This window comes from Nitrosospira sp. Nsp18, from assembly GCF_900103145.1.
GTDB lineage: Bacteria > Pseudomonadota > Gammaproteobacteria > Burkholderiales > Nitrosomonadaceae > Nitrosospira.
The window spans coordinates 59,259-77,419 of sequence record NZ_FMWY01000013.1; the positions used below are offsets into that span (position 1 = coordinate 59,259).

The 18,161-nt window shown below is 50.9% G+C and carries 15 protein-coding genes and 3 tRNA genes; 9 read left to right on the top strand and 9 right to left on the bottom strand.

From position 1 onward, the window contains the following. Window positions 1–269: 269 nt before the first annotated feature. Complete coding sequence (gene gloB / locus BLS94_RS07870) at window positions 270–1,061, bottom strand: hydroxyacylglutathione hydrolase (RefSeq protein ID WP_072767404.1); 792 nt, start codon at window positions 1,059–1,061, stop codon at window positions 270–272. A gap of 166 nt (window positions 1,062–1,227) precedes the next feature. Here gloB and BLS94_RS07875 point away from each other — a divergent pair, with 166 nt between their 5' ends. From BLS94_RS07875 to dnaQ, 3 genes are read left to right on the top strand one after another with little or no spacing between them, the layout of a single operon-like run. Continuing rightward, window positions 1,228–2,004, top strand: a complete 777-nt coding sequence (locus BLS94_RS07875; protein ID WP_090959341.1) for a class I SAM-dependent methyltransferase — start codon at window positions 1,228–1,230, stop codon at window positions 2,002–2,004. Beyond that, on the top strand, window positions 2,001–2,513 hold the full coding sequence (gene rnhA / locus BLS94_RS07880; protein ID WP_090959344.1) for a ribonuclease HI: 513 nt from the start codon (window positions 2,001–2,003) through the stop codon (window positions 2,511–2,513). Before BLS94_RS07875 ends, rnhA begins: the two co-directional genes overlap by 4 nt. Before the next feature lie 44 nt (window positions 2,514–2,557). After that, complete coding sequence (dnaQ, locus tag BLS94_RS07885; RefSeq protein WP_090959347.1) at window positions 2,558–3,304, top strand: DNA polymerase III subunit epsilon; 747 nt, start codon at window positions 2,558–2,560, stop codon at window positions 3,302–3,304. 154 nt (window positions 3,305–3,458) lie between these two features. Here the strand turns inward: dnaQ and BLS94_RS07890 are convergent, their stop codons facing one another. Further along, entirely contained in the window at window positions 3,459–4,703 is a 1,245-nt protein-coding gene (locus BLS94_RS07890) for a PA0069 family radical SAM protein (protein ID WP_256325337.1), read from the bottom strand. 326 nt (window positions 4,704–5,029) lie between these two features. Between BLS94_RS07890 and BLS94_RS07895 the strand changes: the two genes are divergently transcribed. After that, the gene (locus BLS94_RS07895; RefSeq protein ID WP_090959352.1) at window positions 5,030–5,536 is read left to right on the top strand and encodes an REP-associated tyrosine transposase; all 507 of its coding nucleotides are present in this window, start codon (window positions 5,030–5,032) and stop codon (window positions 5,534–5,536) included. Window positions 5,537–6,021: 485 nt separating this feature from the next. On the opposite strand, the gene BLS94_RS07900 is transcribed toward BLS94_RS07895, so the two are convergent. Together BLS94_RS07900 and BLS94_RS07905 are read right to left on the bottom strand one after the other, a co-directional pair. Beyond that, the gene (locus BLS94_RS07900; RefSeq protein WP_090959357.1) at window positions 6,022–6,411 is read right to left on the bottom strand and encodes a LapA family protein; all 390 of its coding nucleotides are present in this window, start codon (window positions 6,409–6,411) and stop codon (window positions 6,022–6,024) included. 222 nt (window positions 6,412–6,633) lie between these two features. Then, entirely contained in the window at window positions 6,634–7,509 is an 876-nt protein-coding gene (locus BLS94_RS07905; protein ID WP_090959360.1) for a c-type cytochrome, read from the bottom strand. A gap of 537 nt (window positions 7,510–8,046) precedes the next feature. Between BLS94_RS07905 and BLS94_RS07910 the strand changes: the two genes are divergently transcribed. Continuing rightward, complete coding sequence (locus BLS94_RS07910; RefSeq protein WP_218124764.1) at window positions 8,047–8,460, top strand: pyridoxamine 5'-phosphate oxidase family protein; 414 nt, start codon at window positions 8,047–8,049, stop codon at window positions 8,458–8,460. A gap of 61 nt (window positions 8,461–8,521) precedes the next feature. On the opposite strand, the gene BLS94_RS14560 is transcribed toward BLS94_RS07910, so the two are convergent. After that, entirely contained in the window at window positions 8,522–8,752 is a 231-nt protein-coding gene (locus BLS94_RS14560) for a hypothetical protein (protein ID WP_143021667.1), read from the bottom strand. A 258-nt stretch (window positions 8,753–9,010) separates the two neighbouring features. On the opposite strand from BLS94_RS14560, the gene BLS94_RS07915 reads away from it, so the two are divergent. Further along, the gene (locus BLS94_RS07915) at window positions 9,011–9,829 is read left to right on the top strand and encodes a lipase family protein (RefSeq protein WP_218124765.1); all 819 of its coding nucleotides are present in this window, start codon (window positions 9,011–9,013) and stop codon (window positions 9,827–9,829) included. Between the two features lie 772 nt (window positions 9,830–10,601). On the opposite strand, the gene BLS94_RS07925 is transcribed toward BLS94_RS07915, so the two are convergent. The 3 genes from BLS94_RS07925 to BLS94_RS07935 form a co-directional block, all read right to left on the bottom strand. Next, a complete protein-coding gene (locus BLS94_RS07925) occupies window positions 10,602–11,336 on the bottom strand; it encodes a hypothetical protein (protein ID WP_090959367.1) in 735 nt (244 codons plus the stop codon). A gap of 376 nt (window positions 11,337–11,712) precedes the next feature. After that, window positions 11,713–15,417, bottom strand: a complete 3,705-nt coding sequence (locus BLS94_RS07930; RefSeq protein ID WP_090959370.1) for an NACHT domain-containing protein — start codon at window positions 15,415–15,417, stop codon at window positions 11,713–11,715. A gap of 189 nt (window positions 15,418–15,606) precedes the next feature. Further along, window positions 15,607–15,681: transfer RNA gene (locus tag BLS94_RS07935), tRNA-Val, on the bottom strand. Between the two features lie 195 nt (window positions 15,682–15,876). Between BLS94_RS07935 and gltX the strand changes: the two genes are divergently transcribed. The 3 genes from gltX (at window position 15,877) to BLS94_RS07950 (ending at window position 17,583) form a co-directional block, all read left to right on the top strand. Then, a complete protein-coding gene (gene gltX, locus BLS94_RS07940) occupies window positions 15,877–17,274 on the top strand; it encodes a glutamate--tRNA ligase (RefSeq protein WP_090959373.1) in 1,398 nt (465 codons plus the stop codon). A gap of 109 nt (window positions 17,275–17,383) precedes the next feature. Continuing rightward, window positions 17,384–17,459 (top strand) — tRNA-Ala (locus BLS94_RS07945). A 48-nt stretch (window positions 17,460–17,507) separates the two neighbouring features. Then, window positions 17,508–17,583: transfer RNA gene (locus BLS94_RS07950), tRNA-Glu, on the top strand. A 78-nt stretch (window positions 17,584–17,661) separates the two neighbouring features. On the opposite strand, the gene BLS94_RS07955 is transcribed toward BLS94_RS07950, so the two are convergent. Beyond that, the gene (locus tag BLS94_RS07955) at window positions 17,662–18,021 is read right to left on the bottom strand and encodes a hypothetical protein (protein WP_143021668.1); all 360 of its coding nucleotides are present in this window, start codon (window positions 18,019–18,021) and stop codon (window positions 17,662–17,664) included. Window positions 18,022–18,161: the final 140 nt, after the last annotated feature.

Here is an 18,161-nt window from a genome sequence, read left to right on the forward strand (position 1 = left end):
AGTAAAGCACTTCGGTTGGACAATGAAATCACGCGATCGTTCATCGCTTTGCTCATTGCTTCTTGTCCTTATCGCGTTTTCAGGCTGGGAGCCGCATGGAGTTTTCGTTACGCCGGGCGCCTCGTCTGCCCGGCCACATGCGCGCAAGTACCCAAGTTTATAAAGGCTTTTTTTATTGGTCGCGGGGGTTGGGCTTCAGCGCAACAAGGCGTGATAAGAGAGTCTTTGATTTTTGCAGGCTTTGCTCTGCCGATCATTTGTCGTGAGCGTTAAAACTGGTTCTTCCAGGCGCGGATTGCAGCAAACACGCTTATACGATCGGTTAACGGTGTGCCGGCATAATTGCTGGCATTTTGGATAACTTCCGGTTCGTTGCAGCGCAGGAATGGATTGGTGGCTTTTTCCAATGCAATAGTGCAGGGGAGAGTCGGAAGATTTTGCCCACGTAATTTTACAGCTGCCGCTTCGCGTTCGATCAACGCCTGGTTGCCTGGCTCGACCATTCGGGCGAAGCGAATATTGTTGAGTGTATATTCGTGACCGCAATAGATCAGTGTGTCTTTGGGTAAATCAGCCAGTTTTTCCAGGGAATCGACCATTTGCCGTGCGGTGCCCTCGAATAATCGTCCACAGCCGCAACCGAACAACGTGTCTCCACAAAACAGCAGGTTTGCGCCATAATAGGCAATATGCCCGGCAGTATGGCCGGGGATGTCCAGCACCTTGAGGCTGAGCGAGAACTCCGAAAGATAGACGTTACCCTCTTCCTTTTCTTTTTCGGTGTATTCTCTGAGGCGATGAGTCAGCGTAGGAATCGATTCCTTCTCCGGGCCGTAAACCGGCACCGTAAATTCCTGCAGCAACGCTGCATTTCCTCCTGAGTGGTCCTGGTGGTGGTGAGTGTTGAGAATCGCGATGAGCTTCAGTTTTTCGTGCCTCAAGTAATCCAGTACAGGGGAGGCATCGCCCGGATCGACGACAGCAGCGTGGCAATGGTCGCGGATGACCCAGATATAATTATCGGTGAATGCACGGATCGGAACGATATATGGCGTAGTCATGATAGTTCGGGCGGTTGAGTGAGCCAGGATGGAAAATCGAAGCTCGGCGTCGTGTTCAAAGATAAGGTGATTGGCTAGCCAATAATCCTGTAGGTCTACCAGCGATAGTGTTCCGTATCGCTTAATTGGCTTAATTCTTGAGCTTCGGCCACCCTAGACATTATATATGCCTCAAAAAAATACACAGGAATGGTTTGAAACCTGCCTCGGCCAATATCTGTTGGAACGGGAGCAAAACTATTTCGACAAGGCTGTGGCAAATGTGTTTGGCTACAATGCCATGCAAATCGGATTTCCGCAATATGACTTTTTGCGCACCAACCGTATACCGTTCCAGTTTTGCGTGGCACCGGAAGGGAGCGCTGAAGTGCTTGCAGCGCCTGATTTTTTGCCGATTGAAACGAACAGCATCGATCTGGTGGTGATTCCCCATGTGCTCGAATTCAGCTCCAACCCTCATCAGATCCTGCGTGAGGTGCACCGAGTGTTGATACCTGAGGGGCAGGTTATCGTCTGTGGCTTCAATCCACGCAGTTTGTGGGGCGTACGCGGGCTCTTCGGGGTGCCCAAGGAGGGCAACTTTCCCTGGCGCGGCAATTTTATTGCGCTGCCACGACTCAAGGATTGGTTGACGCTGCTGGATTTCGAGATTACCGAAGACCGGCTATGCTGTTATGCGCCACCGTTCAGCCAGGAAAAATGGCTGACGCGGTTTTATTTCATGGAGGCGGCGGGTAGCCGCTGGTGGCGATTTTCCGGGGGCGTATATTTTCTGAATGCCGTAAAGCGCGTCCATGGTATGCGCGTCATCAAGCCCGAGTGGAAAGAAGTGCGTGCAAGAAGAGGAAGCATGGCCCCGGTTGCGCAGAAGATAAAAGGTACGACAGGGAGCGAGCCGCGCAGGGCCGCGCGCATCAAGACGTCAGCGGAAGGCAGGGAGTGAAGCCAGACTGCGCGGGTGTGGTTGATATATTTACCGACGGCGCCTGCAAGGGTAACCCCGGTGTTGGCGGTTGGGGTGCGTTACTGCAATACAACGGGCACAGGCGGGAGCTGTTCGGCGGTGAAAAACTGACGACCAACAACCGCATGGAACTGCTTGCGGTGATCCGCTCGCTTGAAGCACTAAAACAGAGATGTAACGTGCGTTTGCATACCGATTCTCAATATGTGCAGAAAGGCATCAGCGAATGGATACATTCCTGGAAAAAGCGCGATTGGCGTACTGCGAGCAAGAAACCGGTAAAAAATGACGATCTATGGAAAGAGCTCGATCTGCTCACGCAACGCCACAACATCGAATGGTTATGGGTGCGCGGACACTCCGGCCATGAGGGCAACGAACAGGCGGATCAGCTTGCCAACCGGGGGGTGGAGTGTGTACTTGAAAATCTGGACGGATCGCCCAGCGCTGCGGAGAAGTGCGAAATTAACGAAAGTCTATGGAAATAGCTTATTTTTAACGGTTTTTGCGACACAGACTCAGACTTGACCCTATGCGCCAGATTTTTATCGACACTGAAACCACCGGCCTGGAGCCGAGGCTGGGCCACCGTATTATTGAAATCGGGGCATTGGAAATGCTGAGCCGGAGATTGACGGGCCGCCGCTTCCATTATTACCTCAATCCCGAACGTGATAGCGAGGCGGGCGCCTTGCAGGTACACGGATTGACGACTGAATTTCTCCAGGACAAGCCGAAATTTTGTGACGTAGTCCACGAGTTGCTTGAGTTCATCGATGGTGCCGAGCTGATCATGCACAACGCGTCTTTCGACGTTGCATTCCTGGATCATGAGCTGGGCCTGGCCGAGTTGCAACCGCTAAGTAAATGTTGCCATTCGGTAACGGATACCTTAAAGATGGCCAAGGAGCTGTATCCCGGCAAGAGAAACAACCTGGATGCGCTATGCGAACGCTACGCCGTTGATAACACCAGGCGTTCGTTGCATGGTGCGCTGCTCGATGCGGAGTTGCTGGCGGAAGTGTACCTCGCCATGACACGCGGGCAGGACAGCCTGCTGATGGATCTGGAAATGCCGTCCGCGCTGGATTTCGCTATCAGCCTGAGCGAACTTCACTTGACGGTGCTACCGCCTACCCCGGAAGAGCTGGAAGCTCACGCACTGCAACTGGAAAGCATCGAGCGTGAAAGCAAAGGTAAATGCTTGTGGATGAGGCTGAAATCCATCGAACCGGCGCAGCCACCCTCGGAAATGCAGCCCCTGGAGCCAATAGCATAGCTGGATAATCTATAAGGACAGCAGCTTTGGCAGGGTGGTCTGGCAGAATGGGTGGAGCGAAGCGCAACCCATCAAAACCATCAAAAGTATGGACGCAACTCAAGAGCTGAGCCTGGGATCAATTCCTTAAAAAAGCTCACGCTGGCCGCCTGATTTACCGTTTTTTTGTCCCTGAAGAGCCAATCTTGGCAGTAGCCTCAGCCGGTGGCGCAACTGCCGGGGCAACCGCAGGTGGACGAAAACGGGAGCTATCCAACCCCTTGAAGCGACCTGAACGGATACCTATGCCCAAGCGCGCAACCGTTTTCTCGAAGCGCTGGCGAATCACGTCAGCCCAGATGCCTTCCCCGTGCATGCGCTTGCCGAAACTGGCGTCATAATCCTTCCCCCCGCGCATATCCCGGACCCGGTTCATCACACGGGCAGCGCGGTCGGGAAAGTGGGCTTCAAGCCATTGTCGGAAAAGCGGACTCACCTCCCACGGCAGGCGCAGCATGACGTAGCCTGCATTGATGGCGCCGGCTTCCGCCGCAGCCGCCAATATGCGTTCGAGATCAGGTTCGGTAACGAAGGGGATTATCGGCGCGACGCTGACCCCTACCGGAATCCCGGCATCCGTCAACGTGCGAATGGTACGCAGGCGACGAGCAGGCGCCGCTGCCCTCGGTTCCAGGGTACGGGCCACCGCCGGGTCGAGCGTGGTGATGGTTACCGCTGCCATTGCTTGCCGGCGGGATGCCATTTCCGCCAGTAAATCAATGTCGCGTTCAATCAACGACGATTTCGTGATCAGCGCTACCGGATGTTCGCACTCGTGCAGCACCTCCAGCACGCGCCTCGTCAGCCGCAGCTCGCGCTCGCAAGGCTGGTAGGCATCGGTATTGACGCCAAGCGCGATCGGCTCAGGTATATAAGACGCTTTTGCCAGCTCGCGCCTCAGCAATTCAGGCGCATTCACCTTGGCGAAAATCTTGCTCTCAAAATCCAGCCCCGGTGACAGACCGAGATAGCTGTGCGTGGGCCGTGCGAAGCAATAAATACAACCGTGCTCGCAGCCGCGATAAGGGTTGAGCGAGATGCTGAACGGAACATCGGGGGATTGATTGCGGCTCAGGATCGTTTTGGCTCGCTCCTCGATCACTTGAGTCTTCCAGGTTGGGGCGGGATCGGCCCCCGCATCGACGTCGATACCGCCATCCGCTTGGAAATCTGCTTCAACGTCGGCCCCGGAGCGTTCCCCAACATTACCTTGAGACCAGCCATCGTCGACAGTTTCGCGCGTCAATAGCTCATAACGTCCCTGCAAATTGGAAACCGCACCCCGGCCTTTTTTTGCTTTCAAGTGTGGTTGCACGAACGGCGGTTCATCCTCGGCATACGGATCAGAGTCAGACATCATGCATTCCAATATTCTGAATGTGAAGGAAGAGGTAAAAGCACTAAGCTCGTAATCAAAGCTCACGGGTCAAATGCGAGACAAAGGATACCTTTGGAAAGCCTGGTCCTCCGTCAGTTCACCTGCCATATCAATCACTGTACAATATTTTTAGCCAGGTCAAGCAGATCGGATTTGCGGTAACAAATGATGTCGGGCGGAGCCTGACCTACCAGTGCGTTCCATCGACAGCAGAGTAGGGCGGGTTCTACCCGCCGGGTGACTGCCATCAAAGCTTGGTAGGGCGGGTTCTACCCGCCGAACACTGCCGATCTATCAAACAAACAACCATGCCAAATTACCGCCGCCATCAAGAGCCCGGAGGAACCTATTTCTTTACCGTGGTGGCCGCTGGGCGAGAATCTATATTTTCTCAAGAGGTTGCACGCATTGCGCTGCACGCGGCAATACAAGCAGTGCGCAAGGAGCATCCATTTCACATTAAAGCGTGGGTATTGCTCCCGGACCATTTGCATTGCATTTGGAGCTTGCCTGAAGATGATGCTGATTATCCGATACGATGGGCAAAGATAAAACGGGCGACGCGGCACAATTTGGGCTTGTCGCCTGAGACAAGGTTCTGGCAGCCCCGATATTGGGAACACTTCATCCGCAATGACAACGACTTGACCCGCCATCTGGACTACATCCACTGGAATCCAGTTAAACACGGCTTAGCCAAGTGCGCCGCAGATTGGCCTTATTCCACATTTCATCGTTTTGTGACGGCAGGCGTTTATCCATCGGATTGGGGTATTGCCGAGAGTGAAATTGATGGCAAACTATTTGGCGATTGAGGGATCGGCCCATCCCGCGAATATTTGACGGTAGGTCGGGCTCCGCCCGATGATCAAGAAACGATGTCGGGCGGAGCCCGACCTACCAGTTGATTTGAAACCAGTGGGCCCCCTCGGCAGTGAATTCATTATTTCCGCTATTCCGGCATCATATTAAGAGTAGGGCGGGTTCTACCCGCAGGATGGCTGTCAATCCAACTATTTGGCGATTGAGGGATCGGCCCATCCCGAATGAATATTTGACGGTAGGTCGGGCTCCGCCCGATGATCAAGAAACGATGTCGGGCGGAGCCCGACCTACCAGTGGTTCTCCCATATCGGTGGGTCCATCGGCAGTGAATTCATTATTTCCGCTATTCCAGCATCATATTAAGAGTAGGGCGGGTTCTACCCGCCGGATGGCTGCTACGCTGCCCGCGGCAACACAAGCAGCGCATGGAGCACCCAATTCGCATAGATGCATGAAAAAGTGTAATTGAGCCCACTTACTCCTTCGGTTTCTCGGCTTCGTTACCTAATAATATTGACTTCAGTCCGAGAAAACGGGTGGGCTCTTCCGGTATCGGTTCCGGGCTTATTCTCATCAGCTCTTCTTCCAGTTGAGTGACGCGGCGCTCCAGCGCGGCCTTATCATCTTCCAGCTTGTTGACCCTGCGGCGTAGTTGCGAGCCTTTCCAGACATTCTTGATTATGCCCGGCCAGGATACCAATAGCGCTATAATGGCGCCAATGCCTATTGCGAGCAGCAATACCATGGCTAGAGAGCTATCGAAGGTCCATAAACCCAGGGTGACCGTCACCGGTATGCTGTTCTGCAGAGCAAACGCCACGGCAGCGATGGCGGCGGCAATACCGACTATTAACAAAAGCTGCATGACTGTCTCCTCTGCTATTAATTTTCCACGAAAGGAAGCACCTCGCAGACAACATTAGTATGCACCCAGTCGTAAATGGCCGAAAGGGGTGCTGGGATGAGGGATTCAACCACTAACAGGTCGGTGAGGTAATAACTGCTCAATAATTGATGATTTGTTATCCGGTGAGTGCACAAATCGTCGAGGAAGTGGCATTTTCGGACTTAAAAGTAAAAAATCCCCTCATTGATTCGCCGGAATACGCTTGGCATTGCTCATCGCCTTGAGATAGGCAATGAGTTCTTCAGTGGCCGTTTCACGGTCGAGGATCGCGCCGGTAATCCCTGGCATCGTTGTGTTGTACCGGATACTCTGCGGACTTACAATCCAGCGCTTCAAATACTCGGGTTTGATATATTCCGTCACGCTTACCGGGTAATTGAGTTCCGGCGCTTTACCTCCGCCTTCACCATTAATGGTGTGGCATGCCATGCAGTGCTGGCGAAAATGCATGAATCCGCGCTGCGCCTTCGCTGATGATCCTGCCGGGGGAACCATATTTGGAAAAGGCGCAACGAATTTAAGCTCGACGCGCTTGATCTGGTAGGGCATATCCGATGCGCCGGCATCGAGCAATTCTTTTGACTTGATATTGTCCCAGACCAGGTAGAGCGGCCCGAGTTGCACGATTTCATTGTTTTGCAGCCTGTTAGTCAATGTAAACGGCGTGCCGTCCTCGTGCGGGAAAGCGAAATAAGCGTCGTGTGCGAGCAACTTCACCACCGGAATGCTGGGCTGATACCCGTCGATGGACGTGAAGATGATCTCCTGCGCCTTTTCCCAATCTTTCCCGAATACCTTGTCAAATACAGGTCGAACTGGCAAAGCGCGATAAATACGCTCCGTTTTTTCGTGCACTTCAAAAACCTTTATCGAAACCACGGCCGCGATAGCGCGAAGATCATCCAGGGGCAGAGCCCCGACAGTTTGGCCGTTGTCTTTGAACTCGATATCAATGGAGTTTTGTGCCGATGCGGGCGCAAGCGGGAGCGCATGGGCGACAAAGCTGCCGAGCAAGAGCAGGAGATATTGCAGAATTCTTGAGATGCTCATACTCATGCAGGTTCCGCCACTGCATATATCTTACAATATGCCTATGCACCATTCTCAGTTTAACGGGTGTGCAGCTTGGGTAGGATGGGTGGAGCGTAGTGCAACCCATCAAAAACTAGCAACACGATACATTAGCCACAACCGAATATCAGCGATGTTGCTTTGCGATGTTGCTTTGGTAAGGCGCGAGCATAACCAAATGATGAGTTGCACTAGTAGAATTGCGAGTCGTCACCTTCGACATGCGCCGGGCGTTCTCGATTTTACCAGCTTAGCCGCCAGCCCAGCACTTTGTGGAAGATTTGTTCAGAGATTCCCAACGAAAGAGTTGGAGGTGAAAATTTTCATGAAGTGCGACACGGCATAGTAATGTACCGAACGCGCACGAATATAAAGCTTACAGAATTGCTGGCATGGCCCGCCGCCACAGCGCTGGTGTAAAGTGCCTACCCCTGGTGGCTATACAGCAACCTGAAGCGTTCAGGAAAACAAGAAAAATCCCGATTTACCAAACCTCATCATTCAATACAAAAAGGAGCCATCATGCAAATTGAAGAGCAACACGATGCCGCATTAAAAAAAGTGGCTGAAATGGTAGGGGATACAAAATTTGCAATGCTGACCATCATGGAGAGGGATGGCACCTTGCGCAGTCGTCCCATGTCGACCATGCAACTCGATGCCGAAGGCAACCTCTGGTTTTTCACCTCACAATCGTCACTAAAGTTTGTGGAAGGGCAGCGGCAGTGGCAAGTCAACCTTTGCTATGTCCGCACGGACAAGCAGGATTACCTTTCCATATCAGGCAGTGCGCAATTCGTACATGACAACGACAAAATGAAAGACTTGTGGACTCCAGAGATAAAACACTGGTTTCCAAACGGACTGGATGATCCGGACTTGACCTTGCTCAAGGTCGACATTGTGGAAGTGGAATATTGGGATAGGCTCGGATAGCGCCATCCGGTGTACTTACGGGCTGGAACGCAGCACAACTAATACAGGGCTCAGAGTTATTTTAGCCAGTATGAAAGCTGGCGCACACTACGCCAGCCCGCGCGCCCTCCATCGCCTCCCCTAATAGTTCTACTTCAATGTCTTCCGGATCCGCCCAGGATTCGTCAATCCACTCCTCTTCGCCAGAGGGATGAGTGAGCCGTGCCGCCTCTTCGGATTCAGCAATGACAACAGCGGTATCGTAGGTGTTAAAGCCTGTATTCTCATACTGAGAAATGAGATAAATATTCATGACACCTCCTCTTGCCTCGAAATCAACAGTGTATCAATTAAATCACCAACAATATGCCGGGGAACCTGGACGCAGGGGACAAAATAGATGGGATTACACGGGTTGCATGAAAATCTCAAGCGCGGGGTCTTGCCTGATCCAACCTATTGCCCCTATAGGGGACTTAATACTTAAACACGCAAGATTGTTTGGAAATCAGATGGTGAAGGTACATACCCTCTTAATGTCGATAGAAATTTCTACTCCCAGGTTTGAACGATGTTAACGACAGCATGGCAAGACCTCCTGAACCCGGGAGGGGCGACCGACTTCTTTTCTCGCAGGGAATTCCCACCATTCGAACCAGAGGCAGCCCATGAGTACAGTCGCACCAATGCGCTGTGGCTCGCGGAGCTCAGCCGATTGATCTATCGACAAGATATCGAGGAAGTGATATCGGCTCCGCAGCCGACCCGAGCTCGCTTTTTGGAAAAGGCAGGATTGAAACAGCGTGCCTTTTTTGCTTCACCGGAAATGGATACGCACGCAATGCTCGTTGAACCCTTAGTTTCACCTTCCTTTGCAATTCTGGTATTCAGAGGTACCGATAGCAACAGGGATTATGTTACCGACTTTGAATGTGGAATACTTCCATGGGACCGAAACGAAATAGGGATTCACAAGGGTTTTAAAAAGGCGCTTGACTCGGTGTGGGATAAGATTGAGAAGGAGATCTCTCCGCTTGTCTGCCCGATCTTCTATACCGGTCATAGTTTAGGCGGAGCGCTTGCCACCTTGGCGGCATCGCGATATAAACCGCAGGCGGTTTATACATTTGGATCACCACGGGTGGGAAACGAAGCATTTGTTAGGTCCCTGCAAACACTACCGATCCATCGCGTTGTTGACAATAAAGATGCAGCAGCACTGCTTCCGCCTGAAGTATTGGGATTTCGCCATGTCGGTTTATTACAATTGCTTATGGAGCCACAAACCGAGGCCAAAGAAAACTCCTTTTTCGCACCGCTAAAGGTCTTTGAGAAACCCCCAAGGCCATTCGCAGATCATGCGCCGGTTAACTATGTTGACAGAATATGAATTTTCTTTGAAAAAACGTGCTGTTCAGAGTAAAGCCCGGTAATTGTTATTTTTCATGATTTCACCTGACTGGGGTCGTTACGGAATGACTCAAGGTTTCATGCGCGGTTTGAATCCAAATATTTTCAGGGATCGCCTTAAAGCTTCATATTCGGATCAAGGCCTATTCCCCATGTCCAGGCGCTCCTGGATATTGGAAGCCGTCCAGCGATCCCCGCTGGTACGCGCCTCCAGTTCTTCGCATGGCGAAGGCACGGACATACGCAATGCCTGAAGTGTGAAGCTGAAGTAGTATCAGTAAATCTTTCAGGTTCATGGAGCGACAAGTACGGGCAGGCGGGACTGCGTAAGCAGCTCAAGCGCGAGGACGTGTTAAGCTTATCGGTATGGCAGTCCTTGGTGGCGGTACTGCAACCGAATACCTGGCTGTAACCCTTATATTTACGACGTCTTGATTTTATTATTCTCTACTCTAACATACCTCCAATTATACCCCCGCGTGTATAGGGCTGAGTTAAACAACCCGAAAGTGGGAAAAAAAATACAGGACTCCCTAGCTGATTTCGTCTCAATCGATCTGAGGGATTTAGTCTATTGAATTGAGCGGCGACGGCTGTTCGGATAAGGCAAGCCAATGTTCAATGAGCCCAGATCGCATTGCACAAAATTATCGCCATACCCTTATATCAACTGATTTTATTCAATTTCGAATAAAACTCAGCCACTTCAGATAACCCCATGCGTTGTAATCCCGCAATCTCTCTTTTTCTTGTCACCGTATCAACCATTTGGTTGTATCGCTCCCGCATCCAAGAATATTGATTCGTATATCTGCTTTGAAATGATGCGTAGAACTCATTAATCCCTTCCGAATAATCTCTCTCAGATTATCTATATAAGCGGGAAAGTTGTAATCTGGATCATCAAGCTCTTGCTGAGCTTTAAAAAAATAATCGACGTAATACATTCCATCAGAGTCCATTTCGAGTAACGATTCAACATATTTACGTTCTTCGCTAAAGATGTGACCCGGGCTACGATGCTTTGCTCCAATTTCCACGATCTCACGCTCTAGAATTACCCGAGGATACAGAGCTGCTTTTGTTTCCAACAGATAGGCCTCAACAAGGGCAGGGCCGAATACATATTCTTTTTTGTGAATCAACTTACCTTTAGTCACAGCACCCCGGCAGAGAAATCCTAAATTCAGCAATCCCATGATGATGTGCTTGATTTGTAACAATGTATAAAAAACCTCAGCCGGCTCATCTGCTTTGAAAGAAATAACAATCAAATCAGAGAATATAGTTACCTGTCTTGAACTCTTGTTAGCTAATAATTTATTAAGCGCAGCATCCTCTTCCAATATCTCCTTGATCAAGTCATAAGCAAGGATAATCTGTTTTATTTTCTCAATGTCGTCTTGGTTATCTTTAACTGTTTGATCAAGTAGCGACTTAAAAGCAATAATATCGATGTAGGCTACTACTCTGTTTTCATAATTCATGTGAATACCTAAGGTAACGGTGCGGCCTTGTACTCATCCATATCATCTATCGAGGGTTCAAATGCTGATTCCAAGTTTGCATTTGACTCACTCGCTACAGGTATCATCCCTTACTCCCGCCACTCACCCCGAGTGCGACCACAGCGCAACCACTAAAGCAATTCCATTACCATTGGCACGATTATCTTTACTGGCACCAGAGCTTGAGCCGCGACGAAAGTGCGCTATTTTAAGGATGGGCATGGAAGAGTTTGGTTATGAAAGGTGAAAAGCATATCCTCAAGGAATTGCCAAGAGTTAGATGTGCTGATTGGGAAAAAGCACCTATCATCGCTATTCGAGGCTGTAGACCTAAGGAGGCTGGGCAGCTAAATTGTTAGCTCCGAAACGGTATCAACTTTCCTTGCCACTTTCCGCCTTCTTCAAAGAAGAAACCAATAAAATCACTGCGCGCAAACTGTTTATGCTGCGCGTCGAGATGATTTGTTCCCAAACCTCCATCCTTTTCGACCCACACTCTCCAAACGACTTTCAAGTTATGGAAGCCTGCAAATTTTTCGATGAGGTCGCGTCGTATAATTGCAGTGCCAGCCAATGATGCGGGATTATCAGAAAATGCCGGATCCCCATCAGCGGTCACAAAGAACTTGGACCATCCGTCTCTAGGCTGTAGCTTCAACTCTGCAAGGAGCGCGGGATGTGGCGTTAGAAAATTTGCCTCTTCCGAAACGCCGCTTCTATCAAATTCGGTATAGTTGGGTGAAAAGCTCTCGGTTATTCGCCCAAATTTAAAATTAGCAGTCTCATAAGATAGTGAAAGCCTCGGGCCGACTTTTTTCTGCAGCTCAGATAATCGGGTGAGCACGGCATAGGCGTCTTGAGCACATGGGCCGAGCGCTGCAACCTTGCCGCAAAAGAGTTCTATCTCTTCCTTGCCAGATAAGGGAGGTTGATCTCCCCGAACAACTGCTGAAAAGTTATTGTCAATTCCGCCCATAGTATAGCGACCAAAGTCCCCGGCCATAAAGGGCGCTTTCCCATCAAAGGGTGTGCTGATAAAGCCGACGACCGAACGGAAGATCGACCTACCGCTTTCATGGTGTGTTGCGATTTGCTCCAGAGTCGGCCAATCGGATATAGACTCTGACGAATAAGGTGGAGCGGATCTCGATATCAGCTCGTCATCAATGCCGACCTTATTAAATGCGGCGTGATTAACAATGATTTGTGCGTAACGTCTTGTCCAAGCATGGCGTTCCACGGGGACCTTTTGGAAAACCATGCGGTCGACTGCGAGTGCGGCAGCTTTTAGAACACCAATGTCATCGCAATAGAGAACGCCAGCCGAAGCAGCGGCTAAGACGCGCTCGCGGACGTAGGAATCGTCCCAGTCGGCAAACTCGTCTATCAATATTGAAATCTCTTCGGGGAATTTTACGAGCAAGCTGGCTAAAGCCTTTGTCGCGCAATCCCGCAATTTTCTATCAACAGTCGAGGTCATCAAAGTGAGCGCTATCGCTACCAGATGAATCTTTTCCGCCTCGATTTCAGATTTTGGCGCAACCCAAGCCCAGTCAATCAATTGCTGTACGACAGACCAATCATCATCATACGTCTCGGTTTTGCCCACCAGATAGACTGACCATTTCGCATCTCTTTCGCCGAGTGGCACCGATGCTAGTTCCTTCTTCAAATAAGACGCATTAATGAGGCAGTCTGATAGTGGTGCCATCTTCAGAAGCAAGTCGAACCACTCGGAATCGCCGATCGGTTGTTCTTTTCTCCCTTTTCTTTGCCTTAGACGTTCTAGCAGGTTTACTGTTTCCTCTGAAATGTCTTCGCCCTGCCTCCACGACAGTGATGACACGAATTCTTCAACTGAGATGTAGACACGTTCAAAGAATTTTTCTTCAATCAATGGTAGTTCTTGTCCAAGCCGAGTCGGCGTCAGCGCGAGAAGTGCAATACGAGGTCCAGTGAATGCATAGAAGTGCTTATCAGAAAACAGATAACCGTATCTCCCGTCGTTCTTGAGCTCTTTCGCGAGCGCTGCAGGTGTCTTGCAATCCCGAATTATTGCGTCGGCGATGAAATAGTCACTGAATTTCTGAAACCCGAAAGATACGCGTTTTCCTGTATCCGAATCTTTGAAAGGAAAGTCTAGCAACAGGCCCTCATCTATGAGGCGTGGTAAAAGTCGTTCGCTCTCTTTTGCCGGTAGCGCGAGGTCAACCACTTCCTCGCAAATCTTGTAGGCCAGTTCATACACGACGTAGTCGCTCCCCGCCGCGGCCATTTCTGACGCAAGCTTCTTCATTATTTGGGGAATTTTTCCATCGTCCAAGGAAATTCGACCAAACCCCTTTCTGACCAGGCTTTGCTCAACTGCGCAAAGCCAGAACGATATCAGGGTGGCAATGGAGTCCCAGCCGCGCGGGAACGACACTTGGCCAGTCGCTTTCATGAAGTCCACGGCTGTCGAGAGAAACAGCGGATTGTAAAGGATTTCGTTCAGGCCAAAGATAGGGGCTGAAGGACGCTCGATCTCATTCCGGTCGAGATATTCCTTTGCCGCCTCTCCAAGATGACCTCGAAAACCGTGATGTGAAATCTGGGGTATATCCAGCTCTGCGCGTATGCAAAGTTTCCGGTAGGAAGAGCGAATGGAGACACAAAGCGCAATGCGGTTGAATTTCTTGGTCTGCGTAATGAGGCTTGGCAAGCCAGCTTCCCATCCTCCGGCAAACAAGCTTTCATTTATGCCGTCGATTATAAAGAGGACCGGGCTGTCACTTACGAGCGCGGCGCTATGGAGCGCAGCCAAAAAAGTTTCGAATCTTAGATCGCCTATATCCAGATAGTGCAACAAATCCTGTTCAGGTCTGTCACCTCGATCGAGAATCCTAGCGGGAATGAGCAGTGCGGGGTTTCCATTTTTTATATGGGTTTCTACTTCGTTGGCAAGGAGGTGGGATTTGCCGACTCCTGCATCTCCCTCCACGAGGAGGGTGGGTTGTTGCAGCAGTTTGATTTCCTCCGAGGAAAACTCTGAGCCTGCATCTCCGATCTTTGATCTGAGATCACTTATTTTGCTCCGAACCCCGTCAGAATATGCATACTTGGACTTCGTCTTTCCGGTTTCCAAATCGATTTCTCGGGTTTGCTCGTATTGCGCGTCAATCAGGATTCGATACGACGGATTTTGATCTCTGATCGCAGCAACTTTGCGCAAAATCTCCGACAATAGGCGTGCGTATAAATCCCCGTGGTCGCAACCGGCCAAAGCGCCGCTAAATTCCTCAAGAAGTTTTGATAGGCTGGCACAGTGCTCTTTTAGTGGATCGATGTCATCGTGCTTCTTTGAGATCTCGTGAAGGATGTTTATTGCGTCACAGAGGTCTTGCAAGACATCTAGTACGCGTTTTTTGAAGCTACCGTCTCTCCGCAGTACGCGGATTGTATTAGCTATTCTGACTTCCACATGATCATCAGGACGATAGCGTTTGCCGATATAGTCGAATGACTTAGCCAAATGATCTTCAAACCACTTGATTTCCAAAGCTTTCTGGTCAAACCAGTACAGCCGCATACCAGTGTAGATTGCATCATTGCGTTGTAGCCTGCTGACGAAGTAGCTTTCATCCCACAGCTCAATTGAAACAGATCGTCCGACCTTGGCGGCTTCCACTCCACACCATTTCTTGAAGTGGTGCCACTTTTTCGTTTGAGTGTTGTTATCCCCTTCGGCGTGCCCTGAGAAATTTCGGGGAACGGCAACAAAATAACGCTCCAGCTTTGGGAAATTCACCAGCGCTGCGCTAAACGATTTCTTGAGCTGAGCAACCTCGGACGCGCCAAATGAATCGGGGAAATATTTGCTTTGCCAGCCCCAAACACGATCATCGGGAAATTTAACCAGTATCTCAACCCCGCCGTCAGCTCCAGGACCGCGATTTTCAATTGATGAATAATTCTCCGGAGGCTCCGCGAGTACCAACTGGCGGGTAAGCTCCTCAAAGCCATCGTTTTGTGAGCTCCGGTGTTTGCGGATATTACGAAAGTTTATATCTGGAGTGGTCAAGGCTACTTGCTTCCAATTCGGTCGATGCAATCAATATTTTAACTTCTTGCCCTTCTTCAGCTGCACCTGACCAGACCGGCACTCGGCTTTCTCCAAGTCGAATTCCCGCGACCGGGCTTGTCGAAGTTCACCAGAGCCGCATGACTATGGCGTTTCATGGCCTTCTTTGAATCTCTTTGGAGTATCTTTTGGTGGGCGGTACTGGGATCGAACCAGTGGCTTCCACCGTGTGAAGGTGGCACTCTACCGCTGAGTTAACCGCCCGCTGGGTTTGTTTGAATAACCGCTGAGGGAGGCGCAATTAGAGCATAAATCGCGGATTCCGGTCAACGCACTCAACGTGCACGTTCCCTATACAAGCTGTTGCGCCAGTGAATGACTCAACACTGAACGGCAGGCTCGCGTAAAATAGAGCACTTTCGCGTTTCGCGCTTTCCAACCGGCATTTTGTATCCCCTCATGATTCGTACCCGTTTCGCTCCCAGTCCCACCGGTTATCTCCACATTGGCGGTGCGCGCACCGCATTGTTTTCCTGGGCTTATGCCCGCAGGCATGGCGGTAAATTCATTCTGCGCATAGAAGATACCGATCTCGAACGCTCCACTGCACAATCCACTCAAGCGATACTTGACGGGATGGCCTGGCTGGGGCTGGATTACGATGAAGGGCCGTTTTACCAGATGCAGCGTTTGGCTCGCTATCACGAAGTGGCGGAACAGTTGTTGCGTGCGGGGAAGGCATACCACTGCTATTGCAGCAGGGAGGAGCTGGATGCGATGCGCGAGCAGCAGCGTGCGGCGGGGCTGAAGCCCCGGTACGACGGGCGCTGGCGTGATTCAAAACAAACGCCGCCTGCCGGGGTGGAGCCGGTGGTACGGCTGAAGAACCTCCAGGAAGGAGAGGTAACATTCAACGACCTGGTCAAGGGTCAGATTACCGTAGCCAACAGCGAACTGGACGATCTGGTGCTGCTACGCGCGGACGGCGTGCCGACTTACAACTTTGGCGTGATGATTGATGACCTGGATATGAATATCACCCATGTGATCCGTGGCGACGATCACGTCAACAATACGCCACGCCAGATCAATATTCTGAAAGCACTTGGCGCGCCGTTGCCGCAATACGCCCATGTGCCGATGATACTGGGGCCCGATGGCGAGCGGCTGTCCAAACGCCATGGCGCGGTTTCAGTGATGCAGTATCGCGAAGATGGTTATCTGCCCGAGGCGCTGATAAATTATCTGGCGAGGCTGGGCTGGTCGCATGGTGACGAGGAAATATTCAGCCGCGAACAACTGGTCGATTGGTTCGATTTTTCGGCGATCAACCGTTCTCCGGCCAAGTTCAATCCGGAAAAATTGCAGTGGCTCAACCAGCAATATCTCAAGACTGTCGACAATGCGCGGCTGGCGGAACTTGTTCGGCCTTTTCTTGAAGCGGATGGTTGCAACACCTCAGGGCAAAGTGTGCCAAGTCTCACGGGCGTGGTGAATCTGCTCAAGGAACGGGTCAATACCGTAGCGGAGTTGGCCGATGCTGCAGTCTATTTCTTTCGCGCGCTGGAACCCGTTGAGGAACTCAAGGCGCAACATTTTACCGCCGAGGTAAAACCGGTTATTCTCGATCTGAGGCAGAAACTTGCTGTTATCGAATGGGAAAGCGATGCAATCAACGACGCTATCAAGACCGCCGCCAAGGGCCACGGTGTGAAAATGCCCAAAGTGGCCATGCCGCTGCGAGTAATGGTGGCAGGTATAACGCAGACTCCTTCAATAAACGCAGTGCTCGAAATACTCGGCAGGGAAGAAACGCTAAAGCGCATGGATAACCAGTTGGCAAATTTTCCTGCCTGATCCCGCGCGGACGGCAAAATACAGCATATCGTTGATCTGCTTTACACTATACTGTGACTTTGCATTGACTGGAATTGGACGGCTCAGTATAATTCGCGTTCATTTTGTCGGGGGTATAGCTCAGCTGGGAGAGCGCTTGCATGGCATGCAAGAGGTCAGCGGTTCGATCCCGCTTACCTCCACCAGTTTCCGGCAATATCGCAAACTGACTGCAATTTGTTTAAAGTCCTTCAGTCCCCATCGTCTAGTGGCCTAGGACATCACCCTTTCACGGTGAGTACAGGGGTTCGAATCCCCTTGGGGACGCCACCAATTCCCCCAAATTCAGCTTGATTTTGTAATGTATACAACAATCTAGCGTTTTTGGGTCGAGCGTGATGCTCTCAGCTAGACCACGCAGCAGATCTTTAAGTGCATTGCAGTCGCATTGCGGTCAAGTTCTGGCAGATTGTCCAGTATGGCGGCAAGCATCGCCTCGACATCAGACTCCTTAATCTCTCGCATCGCCTTCGCTTGCCGACGCACAACATCAAGCGTTGACGGTTGATCATGCAGCAATGCGCGGCGATCAGCAAACTCCTCCATCTTCTGTATTAGCGGTTCAGTTGCAGTAGTTTCTGAAAGAAGGTTCGATAAGTTGCTTATCTTCTTGTCCAGGTTTTTTATTTCGCTTCGCAACTCTTCCCCTTCCGCGTCGTCGTCCGTGACGTTGCCAGATTTGCGCGCACTTTCCGTTAGCGGTCGCATAAACAAATTATCAGCCCCTGCCGCTACCGCTGAATGGCTGGTACAGAGAAGTGGTCCCAATTGTTTGAACAACAACCTGAACATTTTAAGTGGAATCTCTGCTGGTTCTCACGCTGCCAGTTCAACCGTCGGCAGCATCG